The sequence below is a fragment of the Rhodopseudomonas palustris genome (assembly GCF_007005445.1).
In the GTDB taxonomy this organism is placed as follows: Bacteria; Pseudomonadota; Alphaproteobacteria; order Rhizobiales; family Xanthobacteraceae; genus Rhodopseudomonas; species Rhodopseudomonas palustris_G.
On sequence record NZ_CP041387.1, the window covers coordinates 753,492 to 770,400 of the forward strand.

Genomic DNA, 16,909 nt, shown 5'->3' on the forward strand with positions numbered 1-16,909 from the left:
TTGGCGTGATACCGATGCGGACCTTGCGCAACGGATCACGGCCATGACCATCGACACCGACCTCGACCGCTCGCCCGCTGCTTCCAACGATAATCCCGTCGAGGCCCGCCGGGCCCAGGCGCGGGCCTGGTTCGAGGGGCTGCGCGATCGGATCTGCGCCGAGATCGAAACGCTTGAGCGCGAGGCGCCGGCGGAGCTGTTTCCCGGCGAGCCGGCCACCTTCACCTACAAGCCGTGGCAGCGGAAGACCGGCGCCGGCGGCGGGGTCGGTGGCTTTCTGTCGAACGGGCGGCTGTTCGAGAAGATCGGCATTCACACCTCGTCGGCCAACGGCAGGCTGACTCCGGAGATGGCCAAGAATCTGCCCGGAGACGGCGCCAGCCTCGACTACGTCTCCACCAGCATCAGCCTGATCATGCATCCGCGCAGTCCGCGGGTGCCGACCGTGCACATGAACACGCGATTTCTGTCGACGTCGAAAGGCTGGTTCGGCGGCGGCGCCGATCTGACGCCGATGCTGCCGGAGCAGCGCAGTCAGGACGCGGAGGACGCGGTGATCTTCCACGCCGCCATGAAGGCCGCCTGCGACGCCCACGATCCGAACTACTACGCCAAGTTCAAGCCCTGGGCCGATACGTATTTCTTTCTTCCGCATCGCGGCACGGCCCGCGGCGTCGGCGGCATCTTCTACGATCACCTCGACAGCGGCGATTTCGACCGCGACTTCGCCTTCACCCGCGACGTCGGTTCGGCGCTGCTGGATATCTATCCGAAGATCGTCCGCAGGCGCATGGTCGAGCCGTGGACCGAGGCGGAGCGCGCTCAGCAGCTCGCCTGCCGCGGCCTCTACGTCGAGTTCAATTTGCTGTACGATAAGGGCACGATGTTCGGCCTGCAGACCGGCGGCAACACCGAAACCATCATGAGCTCGATGCCGCCGCTGGTGAGCTGGAGCTGATCAGGCCCTCGGGTGCGCTGGAATTGATCAAGCCCGAACTGGCTGCGGCAGCGGGAGGCGCGTGATGGAGAACTATTACGGACTGATCGAGCTGATCGCGGTGTTCGCCTGCCTGATCGTCGGCTGGCTGGTGCTGGAGCGCCAAGGCAAACGCCTCGACCGCGCCCGCGCCGAGCGCGACAAGGATCGCCCGCAATGAACAGCGATAGCGCCTTCAACTACTTCGAAATCCTGATGCTCGGCATGTTCGCCGCCGGCTGGGGCGTGCTCGAATGGCAGGGGCGCAGGCTGGATCGGAAGCGCGAGGCGGAGAGGGGGAAGGGGGCTAGACTTCACGAGGGGCACTGAATCCGTCATGGCCGGGCTCCGTCCCGGCCATCCACGAACAGCCTCACAACGAGTCGTAAAGATCGTCCCAATGCGGATTCGTCGCCAAGATCAGGCGCACTTTCCAAGTCCTGCTCCAGTGCTTGATGTTGTGCTCGCGCTGAATCGCAGTCCGGATGTCATCATAAATTTCGAAGTACACCAGCCGCTTCAAGCCGTAGCGCTTCGTGAAGCCCGCAACGGCGCCGGTGCGGTGTTCATGGACCCGACGCACGAGGTCGCTCGTCACCCCGATATACAGGATGCCGTTGGGCCGGTTGGTCAAAAAGTACACGTAACCGCATCCCATGCGGTGAGTATGTCGTTCGTGGATGGCCGGGACAAGCCCGGCCATGACGGTGTTGGAATGCTGCGTCTATTCTGGTCTGGCCATCACGGCCGGACTCGTTCCGGCCATCGAAAACGCACGCCGCCCGCTATCTCCGCCGTGGCATCCGGAACGGCAGCATGGCTTGCACCACCGGCATGCGGAAGCGGTCGAGCGACAGGCTTTCGTGCATCAGCGTCACCTTCTCGCCGAGCAGTGTCGTTTCCACCATCGAGCGGGCGTAGAACGGCGTGTCTTCGAGCGTGCGGACCAGCTTGGCGCCGGTCTCGCTGCGGGCGCTGCGGTCGACCTTCCAGCCGGAGCGCGGCAGCGGCAATAGCTGCGGCGGGGTGAATTCCTGCTTGTTGCCGTCGGCGTCGAAGGTGACGGCGAGGTCGACCCGGCTGCCGTCGCGGCGTTCGGCTTCGTACAGGATCACAGTCTTGTCGCGCATCGCGCCGCGCGCCCATTCCCAATGCCGGAAGCCGGTCTCGATCGGTTCGTCGCCTGCATTGCTGTCGAGATAGCCTTCGCCCTGCCACGACAGGTTGGGTCGCCGCAGATCGACCTCGACCCGCGCGCGCGGCGCGATCGGCCACCAGCGATGATTGCCCTGCAGGTTGAGGACGAAGAAATCCTTGGTGATCGCGGCCGGCGTCACCCGGACGCGGCCTTCGATTCGGCCGGGCACCGGCGCGCCGGTTTCGCGGATGTTGATGGTCAGCGTCTTGCCGTCCCAGCCGAGATCGCTGGGGCCGATCAGGAAGGCATTGACGTTGCGCGCCACGCGGCCGCGGCCGCGCTCGGTCATGCTCCAGCGCTTGCCGGCCTGGTGATACAGCGCGACGTTGATGGCGCAATGGTCGAGCGGGTCGGCGGGCCCGCGGCGCCGCGCGAACGCGTAGTACGGCGAAAACACGCTGCCGATGAAGGCGATGATGGTCAGCCCTTCGCGGCCGTCGTCGCTGATCGCGTCGATGTACCACCAGGCATAGCCGTTGCGCGGGATATCGACATTGAATCCGGCGCGGCGTTCGTCGGTCTCGTTAGGCCAGGCAATCATTCTCTCACGTCGTCTTGGAGGCTGCCGGGCGAAGGGCAGGCTTCGGCCCGGAGGGGTTGGAGTCGAGGTCGGCGAACAAGCTCGCCGCCGCGGCGCGACCCGACAGGGCGGCCATCGGCACACCGGGACCGGGGTGGGTGCTGCCGCCCGCCAGATACAGGCCGGGGATCTTTGTACCCGCTCCGGGACGTTCGAACGAGGCGCTCCAGCCGTGCGAAGCGCGACCATACAGCGCGCCGCCGGTCGCCGGGAACAGCCGGTTGAAATCCGCCGGCGTGGTCACCTGCGTCTTGCTCGGATCAGAATCGACCCGCAGGCCGCAACGCTGCAACACGCCGAACGCGCGCTCGGCGGCCCGCGTGACATCGCCTCGATCGAAGGTCTTCCGATCGCCGACCGGCGGCGCGTTGATCAACACCAGCAATTCCTCTTCTCCGCCGGCGCCGAGACGGGCCTCGTTGTCGATGCGATCCTGCGCGCAGACATACACGGTCGGCTCGCTCGGAACCTCGCCGCGGCCGAAGATCTCTGTGAACTCTCGTGGATAATCCCGCGAGAAGAACACCGAATGCCGGCTCAGCGGGAAGCCCTCGGTTTTCGCCACCATGCTCCAGGTGATTGCCGACAGCGAGCGCAATCGAGGGGCCAGCGGCGACGCGGCGGCGCGTACTGCCTCGCCGAACAACCCGGCCGGCAAGGCGCCGACGTCCGCATTGACGATCACCGAATGCGCCTCGATTCGCTCGCCGTTCTCCAGGATCACGCCGGCGGCACGTCCGCCGGACACCATCACCTCGCGCACGCTCTGCTGATAGCGAATCGTTGCGCCGAACCTGACGGCGCAATCGGCCAGCGCCCGCGCTAGCGCGTGCATGCCGCCTTCGATGATCCAGACGCCCTCGTGTTCGACGTGGGCGACCAGCATCAGCGTCGCGGGCGCGTCGAACGGTGACGATCCGCAATAAGTCGCATAGCGGCCGAACAGTTGCCGCATCCGCGGATCGTGGAAATAATCGCCGAGCGCTTTCCACATCGTGGTGAAGGGGCGGATCTTGCGCAGTTCGATCAGACCGCCGATGCCCCCGGCGGTCGCCAGCTTCGGCAGGCTCGGCGCGGTGGCGCGCAGGAACGGCTTCTCCAAAATCTCGTAGATGCGCCGGCTGTCGGCGCAGAACTGGCGATAGCGCCTGGCTTCGGCTGCGCCGGCGAACGCGCCGATCGCGTCGGCCGAGCGTGCCTCGTCGGCGAACAGGTCGAGATGCGTGGTGTCGTCCCAGGCGTGGCGGGCGAGCACCGACAAAGGTCGTAGGCGGACATGGTCGGTGAAATTCAGGCCGATGCCCGCGAACAGTTCCTCGAACACCCAGCGCATCGTGAATACGGTCGGGCCGCTGTCGATCCGCGCCGGCCCAATTGCGACTTCGCGCAGTTTGCCGCCGGGGCCTGCGGCGCGTTCCAGCACCGTGACGTCGAGACCGCGAGCGGCCAATGCGAGCGCAGACGTCAGTCCCGCGACGCCTGCGCCGATCACTACGACGCGATTCTTCGCGGCCTGATCCCGCATTCGATTTCTCGCTCCGGCTTAGCTGTCTTTGAGCCATATCATTGACAGGTGTCCATAATAACTTACAGTTTCGCGTGACAAGTTAAATTGACACTTGTGCCCGGCGCGGGAGTGTAGCCATGGATGTCACCAATCGGATCGAGCGTGCGCTGACTGAGGCGCTCAATCAGGCCGATATGGCCGGTTGTCCGCCGCGGCTGGCGGCGGCGATGCGTGGCGCGGTGTTCCCGCGCGGGGCGCGCGTTCGTCCGCGGCTTTGCCACAGCGTGGCGCTTGCCTGCGGCGAAGACAATCCGGGAATTACCGAAGCCGCCGGTGCCGCGCTCGAGCTGATGCATTGCGCCTCGCTGATCCACGACGATCTGCCGTGCTTCGACGGTGCCGATCTGCGCCGCGGCCGGCCCTCGGTGCACAAAGCGTTCGGCGAGCCGCTCGCCGTGCTCGCCGGTGACGCTATGATCGTGCTGGCGTTCCAGACCATCGCCCGGGTCGACGGCCCGGCGGACCGGCTGTTGAAGCTGACCCAGATCATCGGCAGTGCGGTCGGCGTGCCGTTCGGTATCGTCGCCGGCCAGGCCTGGGAATGCGAGTCCGAGATCAACCTCGCGCATTATCACCGCTCCAAGACTGGTGCGCTGTTCGTTGCCGCGACTGCGATGGGCGCGGCTTCGGCCGGTTCCGATCCGGAGCCGTGGCGGATGGTTGGCGAGAAGATCGGCGAGGCCTATCAGGTCGCCGACGATCTGCGTGACGCCGCCGCCGATGTCGAGGAGATCGGCAAGCCGGTCGGCCAGGACATCGCCCACGATCGCCCCAGCGCGGTGCGCGAGATGGGCATCGATGGCGCGATTTACCACCTGAAGTCGCTGGTGCGCGGCGCCGTCGAGGCGATGCCGGAATGTACCAATGGCAACGAGCTGCGGTCGCTGATCATGTCGGAAGCGACGCGTCTGGTGCCGGCGAAGCTCGCCGCCACAGCGGCCTGATGCGGCCGCCGGCTTGGCCTTCGCGGCCGGCCGGTGGTAGCAGATCCAGATGGTCTCCCTGAGCCTGCGTGACCGGCTGCTCGGCTGGCGCGATTCGATCCTGTCGAATCCGCGTTTTCAGCGCTTTGCCGCGGTGTTTCCGTTGATGCGTCCGGTCGCCCGCCGGCGTGCCGTGGCGATGTTCGATCTGGTCGCCGGCTTCGTCTATTCGCAGATTCTGCTGGCCTGCGTTCAGCTCCGGCTGCTCGACATCGTCGCCGATCGTCCCGCCACCGCCGAAGGACTGGCCGTGCGTCTGTCGCTGCCGGTCGAGTCGATGCGCATGCTGCTCGATGGGGCGGTCGCGCTCCAGTTGCTGCAGCCCCGTAACGGCAACCGCTACGGCCTCGGTCAGCTCGGCGCCGAGCTGCGCGGCAATCCCGGCGTGCTCGCGCTGGTCGAACATCATGCCATGCTGTATCGCGATCTGTCTGATCCGGTGGCAATGCTGCGCGCGCCGCGGGGCGGGGGCGAGCTGGCGGCGTATTGGGCGTATGTGCGGGGCGAGCGCCCGTGCGAGCTGCCGTCCGATGCGATTGCGTCCTACACCGAGCTGATGGCCGCCTCGCAGCCGATGATCACCCGCGAGGTTCTCCACGTTTACACGTTCCGGGATCACCGCTGCCTGCTCGACGTCGGCGGCGGCGACGGCTCGTTCCTGTCGGCGGTCGCCGCCCAGGCACCTCAGCTTCGCTGTATCCTGTTCGACCTGCCGGCGGTGGCCGAGAAGGCGGCCGCCCGGTTCGAGGCGAACGGGCTGAAAGACCGGGCGACTGCAGTCGGCGGCAGTTTCAGAACCGACCCGCTGCCCGAAGGCGCCGACATCATCTCTCTTATCCGGGTGATCCACGACCACGACGACGAGGTCGTCGAGGCGCTGCTGCGCGCCGCCCACAAGGCCTTGCCCGACAATGGAAAACTGCTGATCGCCGAGCCGATCGCCGGCACCCCCGGCACCGCGGCGATCTCCGACGCCTATTTCGCCTTCTATCTTTACGCCATGGGCTCCGGGAAAGCCCGGAGCTTCCCTCGGCTACGGGCGATGTTGGAGAATGCGGGCTTCTCCCAGGTCATGTTGCACCCGGTTCCGATGCCGCTGGTTGCCTCCGTAATTACCGCATCCAAACGGTAGTTGTGTTAATCTGGCTTGACACTGTGGTCCGTCAGTTTAGCATGACACTCGGCGGCAGAGCTCTGCCGTTCGGAATTTGGAGTAAGCGATGGACACCATCGCGGTCGTACTCAAGCAGCCACAACAGGTCAAACTCAGTCGCTTGAGCCTCACGGCGCCGACTGACGACGACATCGTTGTCGATGTTGCCTGGAGTGGCGTCAGCACCGGTACGGAGCGGCTGTTGTGGTCGGGCCGGATGCCGCAATTCCCCGGAATGGGTTACCCGCTGGTCCCCGGCTACGAGTCGGTCGGCGAGGTCGTCGAGGCCGGATCGGCCACCGACCTGAAGCCGGGCCAGATGGTGTTCGTGCCCGGTGCGAAGTGCTTCGGCGAAGTGCGCGGCCTGTTCGGCGCCTCGGCGTCGCGGCTGGTGGTGCCCGCCAAGCGCGTGGTGCCATTGGATTCGAAGCTCGGCGAGCGCGGCATTCTGATCGCGCTGGCGGCGACGGCCTATCATGCGATTGCGGCCCGCGGCGCGACGCCACCCGACTGCATCGTCGGCCACGGCGTGCTTGGTCGCCTGTTGGCGCGGATCTCGATCGCGCTCGGCAATCCGCCGCCGGTGGTGTGGGAGAAGAACCCGATTCGCAGCGGCGGCGCCGAAGGCTATGCGGTGATCGACCCCGCCGCCGACGAGCGTCGCGACTATCGCAGCATCTACGACGTCAGCGGCGATCCGAAATTGCTCGACACTTTGATCTCGCGCATCGCGGCCACCGGCGAGATCGTGCTCGCTGGGTTCTACAGCGAGCCGCTGTCGTTCTCGTTCCCGCCCGCTTTCATGCGTGAAGCACGCATTCGGGTTGCGGCGGAATGGCAGCCGCCGGACATCGGCGCCACCAAGGCGTTGATCGAAAGCGGCAAGCTCTCGCTCGACGGACTGATCACACACCACCAGGAGGCGGCGTCGGCCCCCGACGCCTATCGGATCGCTTTCGAAGACCCTGCTTGCCTCAAAATGGTTCTGAATTGGAGACCGAGCTGATGAACGTCGTTCCGCAGATCAGCCTGCAAGACGCACAACTCCGGGCCGAGGCGTCGGTTGAACCCGATGCCCCGGTGACGACTCCCGTCACCAAGGAAACCCAGATCATTGCGATCTACGGCAAAGGCGGAATCGGCAAGAGCTTCACGCTCGCCAACCTGTCCTACATGATGGCGCAGCAGGGCAAGAAAGTGCTGCTGATCGGCTGCGATCCGAAGAGCGACACCACGTCGCTGCTGTTCGGCGGCAAAGCCACGCCGACCATCATCGAGACGTCGTCGAAGAAGAAGCTCGCCGGCGAGGAGGTCACCATCAGCGACGTCTGCTTCAAGCGCGACGGCGTGTTCGCGATGGAGCTCGGCGGTCCGGAAGTCGGCCGCGGCTGCGGCGGTCGCGGCATCATTCACGGCTTCGAAACGCTGGAGAAGCTCGGCTTCCACGAATGGGGCTTCGACTACGTGCTGCTCGACTTCCTCGGCGACGTGGTGTGCGGCGGTTTCGGCCTGCCGATCGCCCGCGACATGTGCCAGAAGGTGATCATCGTCGGCTCCAACGATCTGCAGTCGCTGTACGTCGCCAATAACGTCTGCTCGGCGGTCGAGTATTTCCGCAAGCTCGGCGGCAATGTCGGCGTCGCCGGCATGGTGATCAACAAGGACGACGGCACCGGCGAGGCTCAAGCCTTCGCAGCGGCGGCCGGGATTCCGGTGCTGTCGGCAATTCCCGCCGACGAAGGCATCCGTCGCAAGAGCGCCAACTACGAGATCGTCGCGCTGCCGGACGGGCAGTGGGGTCCGCTGTTCGCGACGCTCGCCGACAACGTCGCCACCGCGCCGCCGGTCCGGCCGAAGCCGCTGTCTCAGGACGGGCTGCTCGGCCTGTTCTCCAGCGACGTCACCGGGCGCGACGTCGTACTCGAGCCGGCCACGATGGAAGACATGTGCGGCGCTGCGGTGCTGAACAAGCCGTCGCTCGAAGTGATCTACGACGAGGTCTGAGATCGGGTGATCGGGAGTTCGTCATGAGTGTCATGTCTCGTTATTCCGGCCGCATCGCCGGATCGATCGGCGACGATGCGGCGGATTTTTCCGTCGACACCGATGCGCCCGCGATCAACGAAGCCGCGACCAAAGCCGACGGCCTCGGCTGCCACGCCGGTGCTGCACAAATGAAAGCGGCGGCTGAAGCCGCCGGCAAGAGCGACGTGCTCGAGCGCTACGCCGCCGACTATCCGAAGGGACCGCACGACCAGCCGCAGAGCATGTGCCCGGCGTTCGGTTCGCTTCGCGTCGGTCTTCGGATGCGCCGCACCGCGACGGTGCTGTCCGGCTCGGCCTGCTGCGTCTACGGCCTGACCTTCGTGTCGCATTTCTACGGCGCCCGCCGCACCGTCGGCTACGTGCCGTTCAGTTCGGAAACGCTGGTCACCGGCAAGCTGTTCGAAGACATTCGCGAGGCTGTCTACAAGCTGGCCGATCCGGCGCAGTACGACACCATCATCATCACCAATCTCTGCGTGCCGACCGCCTCGGGCGTGCCGCTCGATCTGCTGCCGAAGGAAATCAACGGCGTTCGCATCATCGGCATCGACGTGCCGGGCTTCGGCGTGCCGACTCACGCCGAGGCCAAGGACGTACTGTCCGGCGCGATGCTCGAATACGCCCGCAAGGAAGCCGAGCAGGGCCCGGTGCAGGCGCCGCGCGGCGGCCGCAGCGAGCGTCCGACCGTGACGCTGCTGGGCGAGATGTTCCCGGCCGATCCGGTTGGTATCAACCTGATGCTCGACCCGCTCGGCCTCGCCGTCGGTCCGGTGGTGCCGACCCGCGAGTGGCGCGAGCTCTATGCGGCGCTCGACTGCCAGGTGGTCGCGGCGATTCACCCGTTCTACAAATCGTGTATCCGCCAGTTCGAGCTCGCCGGCCGCAAGGTCGTGGGCTCGGCGCCGGTCGGGCACGACGGCACCGAAGCGTGGCTCGAAGCGATCGGCACCGCTTGCAATGTCGAGCGCTCGAAGATCGACGCCGCCAAGAACCGCTTCCTGCCGGCCATCAAGGCGGCGCTCGCCGCCAAGCCGATCAACGCGCGTATCACCGTGTCCGGCTACGAAGGCTCGGAGCTGCTGGTGGCGCGGCTGCTGATCGAGAGCGGCGCGAACGTACCGTATGTCGGCACCGCGGTGCCGCGCACGCCGTGGTCGGACCCGGATCGCGAATGGCTGGAAGCCAAGGGCGTGCGGGTGCAATTCCGTGCCTCGCTCGAGCAGGACTACGCCGCGGTCGACGAGTTCATGCCGGATCTGGCGATCGGCACCACGCCGGTGGTGCAGAAGGCGAAGACGATGTCGATCCCGGCCTTGTACTTCACCAACCTGATCTCGGCGCGGCCGCTGTTCGGTCCTGCCGGCGCCGGTTCGCTGGCGCAAGTGATCAATGCCGCGCTCGGCAACAAGGCGCGATTCGACGAGATGAAGGAGTTCTTCGGCGACGTCGGGCAGGGCTATGCCGCCGGCGTCTGGGAAGACACGCCGAAGGACGTTCCGGCCTATCGCGAGAAGTACAAGAAGCAGATCGAAGCCGCAGCCAAGAAGCGCAAGGCGGAGGAGATGATCTGATGCTCGTCCTCGATCACGATCGCGCCGGCGGCTATTGGGGCGCCGTGTACGCCTTCACCGCGGTGAAGGGTCTGCAGGTGATCATCGACGGTCCGGTCGGTTGCGAAAACCTGCCGGTGACCTCGGTGCTGCACTACACCGACGCGCTGCCGCCGCACGAATTGCCGATCGTCGTCACCGGCCTCGGCGAAGAAGAGCTCGGCAAGCTCGGCACCGAAGGCGCGATGCACCGCGCCCACAAGGCGCTCGATCCCTATCTGCCGGCCGTCGTCGTCACCGGCTCGATCGCCGAAATGATCGGCGGCGGCGTCACGCCCGAAGGCACCGGCATCAAGCGCTTTCTGCCGCGCACCATCGACGAGGATCAGTGGCAGAGCGCCGACCGCGCGATTTCGTGGCTGTGGAAAGAATACGGCCCGAAGAAAATTCCGGAGCGGAAGCGCAAGGACGGCGAGAAGCCGCGGGTCAACATCATCGGACCGATCTACGGCACCTTCAACATGCCGTCCGATCTCGCCGAGATCCGCCGCCTGATCGAAGGCATCGGCGCCGAAGTCAACATGGTGTTCCCGCTTGGCACGCACCTGTCTGATATTCCCAAGCTGGTGAATGCCGACGTCAACGTCTGCATGTATCGCGAGTTCGGCCGGTTGCTGTGCGAATCGCTGGAGCGGCCTTACCTGCAGGCGCCGATCGGGCTGCATTCGACCACGCGTTTCCTGCGCAAGCTTGGTGAGCTCACCGGCCTCGATCCCGAGCCGTTCATCGAGCGCGAAAAGAACACCACCATCAAGCCGCTGTGGGATCTGTGGCGGTCGGTGACCCAGGACTTCTTCGGCACCGCCAGCTTCGCCATCGTCGCGACCGATACCTATGCCCGTGGCGTGCGGCATTTCCTCGAAGACGAGATGGGGCTGCCGTGCACCTTCGCGATCTCGCGCTGTGTCGGCAAGAAGACCGACAACGAAGCGGTGCGTGCAGCGATTCGTCAGACCCCGCCGCTGATCATGTTCGGCAGCTACAACGAAAGAATGTATTTGGCCGAGACCGGTGGTCGCGCCGTGTACATTCCGGCGTCATTCCCGGGTGCTGTGATCCGCCGTCACACCGGCACGCCGTTCATGGGCTACTCCGGTGCCACTTACCTGGTGCAGGAAGTCTGCAACGCGCTGTTCGACGCGCTCTTCAACATCCTGCCGCTCGGCAGCGATCTCGACCGGGTCGATCCGACGCCGGCACGCCGGCACGAAGAATTGCTGTGGAGCGACGAGGCCAAGGCGCTGCTCGACGAAGTGCTCGAAGCTCATCCGGTTCTGGTACGGATCTCTGCGGCAAAACGTCTTCGCGACGCCGCCGAAAACAGCGCACGCCGCGCCGGACAGGAAAAAGTCACTACCGAATTCGTGTCTCGGGCGCGCGCGGCGCTGCTCGACGGCCAAACGATGTAACGATGATTTGAGCTAGAACAATGCGCTTCACAATGTCGCGACCAAATATGAGCAATCCAAGAGTGAGGAGATGATCGATGTCCGACTACGCCCACACCGGCCGTCGCTCTAGGGTTCTTCCGGATAGTGCCGCGTTCGAATGCCGGGTGATGTTCGGTGCGTGCTACGCGCTGTTTCTGATCCGGGCTCTGGTTACGCGGGCGATGCCCTGGCGCAAAAGGTCCGGTTCGCAGGAGTCGGTCTTCAGTGAAGCTCACAACGCGGCGAGTGTCCTGGTGACCTCGTCGTTCATGGGAATGTAATTCGGAGATTTCGTCCGGCCTCCGCCGGACGGAAGGCTGCCGTTTTGGAGACGAAACGGTAAATCGCTGTCGTTTCGGAAACGATACGGCAATCGTAGCCGCCCTCGCTCGGGCGGCGTGTCGGCCCAAAAGGCCATCACTAGGAGGTGACCAAATGAGTGACGGTTCCATCTCGGGACTTTCCGAAGCGGAAGCCAAGGAATTCCACTCGATCTTCGTGACCAGCTTCTTCCTCTTCATCGTCGTTGCGGTTGTCGCTCACATCCTCGCCTGGATGTGGCGTCCGTGGCTGCCCAAAGCGACCGGCTACGCGATGGACAGCGTTCAGCAACTGACTTCGTTCCTGTGCTAAGGGGAGACGACTACTATGTGGCGAATTTGGCTTCTGTTTGATCCGCGTCGCGCGCTGGTCCTGCTGTTCGTGTTTCTGTTCGGCCTGGGCATCATCATCCACTTCATCCTGCTGAGCACCAGCCGGTTCAACTGGCTCGATGGTCCGCGTGCGGCGAAGGCGGCGTCGATCTCGCTGCCCTTCACTCCGCCGAGCATGCCGGTCTAATGGCGTGAAGCACTGCTTGCCGGAAGGGGCGGGAAACGGACCGATCTGCCGGGCCCGTTTCCTTCCGGGAAGCGACTTGGACTGGACCACGACGATGGATTTTCCCTGGCTCGCACGCGGAGGAACGATCGATGGCAATGCTCAGTTTTGAGAAGAAATACCGCGTTCGCGGCGGAACGCTAATCGGGGGCGACCTATTCGATTTCTGGGTTGGCCCGTTCTACGTTGGGATCTTCGGGGTGATGACCGTGTTCTTCGCGCTGATCGGCATCGCGCTGATCGCGTGGAATACTGCGCTTGGCCCCACCTGGAATCTCTGGCAGATCAGCGTCAACCCGCCGGACGCAAAGTACGGTTTGGGATTTGCGCCGCTCACCGAGGGCGGTATCTGGCAGTGGGTGAGTATCTGCGCGACCGGCGCGTTCGTCACCTGGGCGCTGCGTGAGGTCGAGATCTGCCGCAAGCTCGGCATCGGCTTCCACGTTCCGTTCGCCTTCAGCTTCGCGATCTTCGCGTATGTGACGCTGGTGGTGATCCGTCCGGTTCTGATGGGCTCCTGGAGCTACGGTTTCCCCTACGGCATCTTCACGCATTTGGATTGGGTGTCGAACACCGGCTACGCCTACGGCCAGTTCCACTACAATCCCGCGCACATGATCGCGATCACGTTCTTCTTCACCACCTGTCTGGCGCTTGCGCTGCACGGCGGCCTGGTGCTGTCCGCTCTCAATCCGGACCGTGGTGAACCCGTGAAGTCTCCGGAGCACGAAAACACCGTGTTCCGCGATCTCGTCGGCTACTCGATTGGTACCATCGGTATTCACCGCCTCGGTCTGTTCCTGGCGTTGGCTGCCGTGTTCTTCAGCGCGGTCTGCATGATCATCAGTGGTCCGGTGCTGGCGGAAGGTGGTTCGTGGCCCGATTGGTGGAATTGGTGGCGCAACCTGCCGATCTGGAATCCGTAATTCAACCGGTCACAAGAGAGTCTTGTCATGGCCCAATACCAGAACATCTTTACGCAGGTCCAGGTTGAAGGACCTGCCTATGCGGGGGTGCCGCTACGTCCCGGCAGCTCACCCCGCGAGACCAAGACCACCTTCTTCTATTGGCTTGGTAAGCTCGGCGATGCCCAGATTGGTCCTGTCTATCTCGGCTTCACCGGTGTCTGCTCGCTGCTGTGCGGCTTCGTTGCGATCGAGATCATCGGTCTCAACATGCTGGCGTCGGTGGACTGGAGCCCGATCGAATTCCTGCGCCAGTTCTGCTGGCTGGCTCTTGAGCCGCCGAAGCCGGAATACGGTCTGAGCATTCCGCCGCTGAAGGAAGGTGGCTGGTGGTTGATCGCCGGCTTCTTCCTGACCGTGTCGATCCTGCTGTGGTGGGTTCGCACCTACCGCCGCGCTCGGGCGCTCGGCATGGGCACCCACATTGCGTGGGCGTTCGCTTCGGCAATCCTGCTGTACCTGTCGCTCGGCTTCATTCAGCCGCTGCTGATGGGCTCCTGGAGCGAAGCGCCGCCGTTCGGTGTCTTCCCGCACCTCGACTGGACCAACAACTTCTCGATCAAGTACGGCAACCTGTACTACAATCCCTTCCACTGTCTCTCGATCGCCTTCCTGTACGGCTCGGCCCTGCTGTTCGCCATGCACGGTGCGACCATCCTCGCTGTGAGCCGCTACGGTGGCGAGCGCGAAATCGAGCAGATGCTGGACCGCGGTACCGCACTTGAACGCGCTGCTCTGTTCTGGCGCTGGACGATGGGCTTCAATGCCACTGCCGAATCGATCCATCGCTGGGCTTGGTGGTTCGCGGTGCTCTGCCCGCTGACCGGTGCCATCGGCATCATCCTGACCGGCCCGGTGGTCGATAACTGGTTCGATTGGGGCGTGAAGCACGGCCTGGCCCCGCCGCGGTAACCACAACCGCACGTCTATCTGAACGAATGATGCGCGCGCCTGATGGTATAGATCCCAACAGGCGCGCGCTGCTGCTTTCGGCTCCCGAGAAATGCGACGGCTGGCGGTCCTTTTCTACCGCTGGCTGATGACGAGGGAAGCGACCTGCTGTAAACGAAGCGCCTCGAACTCCGCTGAGAGGCCGACAAAACAAAGCCTGAGAAGACTGCGAACGAGAATAAGGCCAGGCTTGTAAGGACGCAGACGCCGGAGTGGAGGACGAGTTCTTGCTGGAGGATATTTGCCCTGGTGCAAGTGTTCAAATCTCCGAAGGAGTCGCTGGGGGATCTCGGTGCACAGTCTGCTGCTAAGCTGATCGCCGCTGCGACCGATGTCGCGCTGGTGGTCGACCCGCAGGGCGTGATCCGGGACGCGGCGTTCAATAAAGACGAGCTGGCGCAAGAGCTCGACGGTGAGGGGCGTTGGCTCGGCTCACGGCTGGTCGACATCGTCACCTCCGACACCCAGCCGAAGATCCGTGAGTTGCTGCTCGACGCCACCGTGCGCGATACCCCGACCTGGCGGCAGGTCAATCATCCCTCGCCGGGCGGCGAGGACATCCCGGTGTTGTATTCGGCGATCAACTTCGGGCGAGACGATCGTCTCCTCGTGGTCGGTCGTGATCTGCGTCAACTCGCGATGATGCAGCAGCGGCTAATCAACGCCCAGCAATCGATGGAGCGCGACTACATCCGGCTGCGGCACGCCGAGACGAGGTACCGGCTGCTGTTCCAGGTGTCCTCGGAAGCGGTGATGATCGTGGATGCGGCCAGTGAACTGATCGTTGACGCCAATCCGGCGACGCTGGCGCTGTTCGACACCAGCGCGCCGGAAGCGCTGAATGCGCCGGTGGTCGGATTCGTCGCCGGCGCCGATCAGCAGACGGTGTTGAACCTGTTCGCCGACGTCCGCTCCACCGGCCGTGACGGCCGGGCACGAATCAAACTGGCGGACGGTGTGCGCGAGTGTGAACTATCGGCGTCGTTGTTCCGCCAGGAGAACGCCTCCCTGTATCTGGTCAGGCTGGCGTCGTACGGCGTCGCGCCCGAAGCCGGCAGCGCCAAGACCGCGTCGCTCCTTCTAAACTACTTCGAATCCGCCGCCGACGCGCTGGTCATCACCCAATATGACGGCCGTGTTGCGCGGGCCAATCTGGCATTTCTGGAAATGGCGCAGCTCGGCAGCGCCGAGCAGGCGCGCGGCGAATTGCTGGATCGCTGGCTCGGCCGCACCGGCGTCGATCTGTCGGTGGCGCTCGCCAACCTGCGTCAGAACGGCACGATCAAATTGTTCGCCACCGTGCTGCGCGGCGAATACGGGGCGGCCGCCGAAGTCGAAGTCTCCGCGGTGGCGCTCAAGGACATCGAGGAGAAGCCGTGTTTCGGTTTCGCCATTCGAAACGTCGAGAAGCGACTGACCACCGCGGCGACCTCCAAGCGCGAGCTGCCGCGCTCGGTGGCGCAGCTCACCGAGCTGATCGGCCGGGTGCCGCTGCGCGATCTGGTACGGGAGACCACCGACGTGATCGAGAAGCTGTCGATCGAGGCGGCGCTGGAGCTGACCGGAGACAACCGCGCTTCGGCCGCCGACATGCTCGGGCTGAGCCGCCAGAGCCTCTACGTGAAATTGCGCCGGTACGGTCTGGCCGAACACGCACCGGAAGGAGACGGAGCCGATGAGTAACAGTGTGGCCGTGCGTCCAGCGCCGTCGGCGGTGCTCGAGGTGTTGCACCCGATCACCTGGTTTCCGCCGATGTGGGCGTTCGGCTGCGGCGTGGTGTCGTCGGGCGTGCCGATCTCCTCGCGCTGGGTGGAAGTGATTGCCGGCATCGTGCTGTGCGGTCCGCTGCTGGTCGCCACCAGCCAGGTCGTCAACGACTGGTTCGACCGCGACGTCGACGCCATCAACGAGCCGAACCGGCCGATTCCGTCGGGACGGATTCCGGGGCGGTGGGGCCTGTATCTGTCGTTTCTGTGGACCGCAGCGTCGCTGCTGGTGGCGAGCCAGCTCGGCGCCTGGGTGTTCGGCGCCGCGGCGCTCGGCCTGGTGCTCGCCTGGATGTATTCGATGCCTCCGTTCCGGCTGAAGCAGAACGGCTGGCTCGGCAACGGCGCCTGCGCCATCACCTACGAGGGCTTCGCCTGGTTCACCGGCGCCGCCGTGATGCTCGCCGGCCTGCCGCCGTGGTGGATCGTCACGCTGGCGCTGCTGTACAGCGCCGGCGCTCACGGCATCATGACGCTCAATGACTTCAAGTCGATCGAGGGCGACATCAAGACCGGGGTCGGTTCGCTGCCGGTCAAGCTCGGCGTCGACAATGCCGCCCGGGTCGCCTGCGCCGTGATGGCGATCCCGCAGGTGGTGGTGGTCGCGTTGCTGGTGGCATGGGATCGCCCGATCCAGGCCGGCATCGTGGGTCTCGTGCTGGTGCTGCAGCTCGGCCTGATGGTCCGATTCCTGCGCAGTCCGGTCGAACGCGCCACCTGGTTCAGCGGCCTCGGTGTCGCGCTGTACGTCATGGGGATGATGGCTAGCGCCGTCGCCGTGTCGTCGTTCGGAGCGTCCTGATC

The 16,909-nt window shown here is 64.8% G+C and carries 19 protein-coding genes; 16 read left to right on the forward strand and 3 right to left on the reverse strand.

Going from position 1 to position 16,909, the window contains the following annotated elements; genetic code table 11:
* Positions 1-43 precede the first annotated feature (43 nt).
* From hemF to FLL57_RS23255, 3 genes are all read left to right on the forward strand, one after another.
* Positions 44-958 carry an oxygen-dependent coproporphyrinogen oxidase gene (hemF, locus tag FLL57_RS03460; RefSeq protein WP_142882148.1) on the forward strand — a complete coding sequence of 305 codons (915 nt, stop codon included), beginning with the start codon at positions 44-46 and terminating at the stop codon, positions 956-958.
* Between the two features lie 64 nt (positions 959-1,022).
* Positions 1,023-1,157: a hypothetical protein gene (locus tag FLL57_RS23585; protein WP_283805259.1), complete on the forward strand. Its 135-nt coding sequence runs from the start codon at positions 1,023-1,025 to the stop codon at positions 1,155-1,157.
* Positions 1,154-1,306 carry a hypothetical protein gene (locus tag FLL57_RS23255; protein WP_185966181.1) on the forward strand — a complete coding sequence of 51 codons (153 nt, stop codon included), beginning with the start codon at positions 1,154-1,156 and terminating at the stop codon, positions 1,304-1,306. Before FLL57_RS23585 ends, FLL57_RS23255 begins: the two co-directional genes overlap by 4 nt.
* 43 nt (positions 1,307-1,349) lie before the next feature.
* Here FLL57_RS23255 and FLL57_RS03465 read toward each other — a convergent pair whose 3' ends face one another.
* The 3 genes from FLL57_RS03465 to crtD form a co-directional block, all read right to left on the reverse strand.
* Positions 1,350-1,679 (reverse strand): GIY-YIG nuclease family protein, encoded by a 330-nt coding sequence (locus FLL57_RS03465; protein WP_142882149.1) that lies wholly within the window; start codon positions 1,677-1,679, stop codon positions 1,350-1,352.
* A gap of 82 nt (positions 1,680-1,761) precedes the next feature.
* The gene (locus tag FLL57_RS03470; protein WP_013503667.1) at positions 1,762-2,715 is read right to left on the reverse strand and encodes a carotenoid 1,2-hydratase; all 954 of its coding nucleotides are present in this window, start codon (positions 2,713-2,715) and stop codon (positions 1,762-1,764) included.
* A 4-nt stretch (positions 2,716-2,719) separates the two neighbouring features.
* Positions 2,720-4,279: a 1-hydroxycarotenoid 3,4-desaturase CrtD gene (gene crtD / locus FLL57_RS03475; RefSeq protein WP_142882150.1), complete on the reverse strand. Its 1,560-nt coding sequence runs from the start codon at positions 4,277-4,279 to the stop codon at positions 2,720-2,722.
* A 119-nt stretch (positions 4,280-4,398) separates the two neighbouring features.
* Between crtD and FLL57_RS03480 the strand changes: the two genes are divergently transcribed.
* The 13 genes from FLL57_RS03480 (at position 4,399) to chlG (ending at position 16,907) form a co-directional block, all read left to right on the forward strand.
* Positions 4,399-5,265 (forward strand): polyprenyl synthetase family protein, encoded by an 867-nt coding sequence (locus FLL57_RS03480; RefSeq protein WP_013503665.1) that lies wholly within the window; start codon positions 4,399-4,401, stop codon positions 5,263-5,265.
* A 49-nt stretch (positions 5,266-5,314) separates the two neighbouring features.
* On the forward strand, positions 5,315-6,436 hold the full coding sequence (locus FLL57_RS03485; RefSeq protein ID WP_142882151.1) for a methyltransferase: 1,122 nt from the start codon (positions 5,315-5,317) through the stop codon (positions 6,434-6,436).
* 88 nt (positions 6,437-6,524) lie between these two features.
* The gene (bchC, locus tag FLL57_RS03490; RefSeq protein WP_142882152.1) at positions 6,525-7,463 is read left to right on the forward strand and encodes a chlorophyll synthesis pathway protein BchC; all 939 of its coding nucleotides are present in this window, start codon (positions 6,525-6,527) and stop codon (positions 7,461-7,463) included.
* Complete coding sequence (locus FLL57_RS03495; RefSeq protein ID WP_013503662.1) at positions 7,463-8,461, forward strand: chlorophyllide a reductase iron protein subunit X; 999 nt, start codon at positions 7,463-7,465, stop codon at positions 8,459-8,461. Before bchC ends, FLL57_RS03495 begins: the two co-directional genes overlap by 1 nt.
* Positions 8,462-8,484: 23 nt before the next feature.
* Positions 8,485-10,074, forward strand: coding sequence for a chlorophyllide a reductase subunit Y (gene bchY / locus FLL57_RS03500; RefSeq protein WP_013503661.1), 1,590 nt, complete (start codon positions 8,485-8,487; stop codon positions 10,072-10,074).
* Complete coding sequence (bchZ, locus tag FLL57_RS03505; RefSeq protein ID WP_047310048.1) at positions 10,074-11,522, forward strand: chlorophyllide a reductase subunit Z; 1,449 nt, start codon at positions 10,074-10,076, stop codon at positions 11,520-11,522. Before bchY ends, bchZ begins: the two co-directional genes overlap by 1 nt.
* 77 nt (positions 11,523-11,599) lie before the next feature.
* Positions 11,600-11,824, forward strand: a complete 225-nt coding sequence (locus FLL57_RS03510; RefSeq protein WP_047310049.1) for a hypothetical protein — start codon at positions 11,600-11,602, stop codon at positions 11,822-11,824.
* A gap of 154 nt (positions 11,825-11,978) precedes the next feature.
* A complete protein-coding gene (gene pufB / locus FLL57_RS03515) occupies positions 11,979-12,176 on the forward strand; it encodes a light-harvesting antenna LH1, beta subunit (RefSeq protein ID WP_013503658.1) in 198 nt (65 codons plus the stop codon).
* Between the two features lie 15 nt (positions 12,177-12,191).
* A complete protein-coding gene (pufA, locus tag FLL57_RS03520) occupies positions 12,192-12,383 on the forward strand; it encodes a light-harvesting antenna LH1, alpha subunit (RefSeq protein WP_047310050.1) in 192 nt (63 codons plus the stop codon).
* Positions 12,384-12,514: 131 nt separating this feature from the next.
* Positions 12,515-13,348: a photosynthetic reaction center subunit L gene (gene pufL, locus FLL57_RS03525; protein ID WP_047310051.1), complete on the forward strand. Its 834-nt coding sequence runs from the start codon at positions 12,515-12,517 to the stop codon at positions 13,346-13,348.
* A gap of 27 nt (positions 13,349-13,375) precedes the next feature.
* On the forward strand, positions 13,376-14,299 hold the full coding sequence (gene pufM / locus FLL57_RS03530) for a photosynthetic reaction center subunit M (protein ID WP_047310052.1): 924 nt from the start codon (positions 13,376-13,378) through the stop codon (positions 14,297-14,299).
* 288 nt (positions 14,300-14,587) lie between these two features.
* Positions 14,588-16,021 (forward strand): transcriptional regulator PpsR, encoded by a 1,434-nt coding sequence (gene ppsR, locus FLL57_RS03535; protein WP_142882153.1) that lies wholly within the window; start codon positions 14,588-14,590, stop codon positions 16,019-16,021.
* On the forward strand, positions 16,014-16,907 hold the full coding sequence (gene chlG, locus FLL57_RS03540; protein ID WP_013503654.1) for a chlorophyll synthase ChlG: 894 nt from the start codon (positions 16,014-16,016) through the stop codon (positions 16,905-16,907). The genes ppsR and chlG overlap by 8 nt, the downstream gene beginning before the upstream one ends.
* Positions 16,908-16,909: the final 2 nt, after the last annotated feature.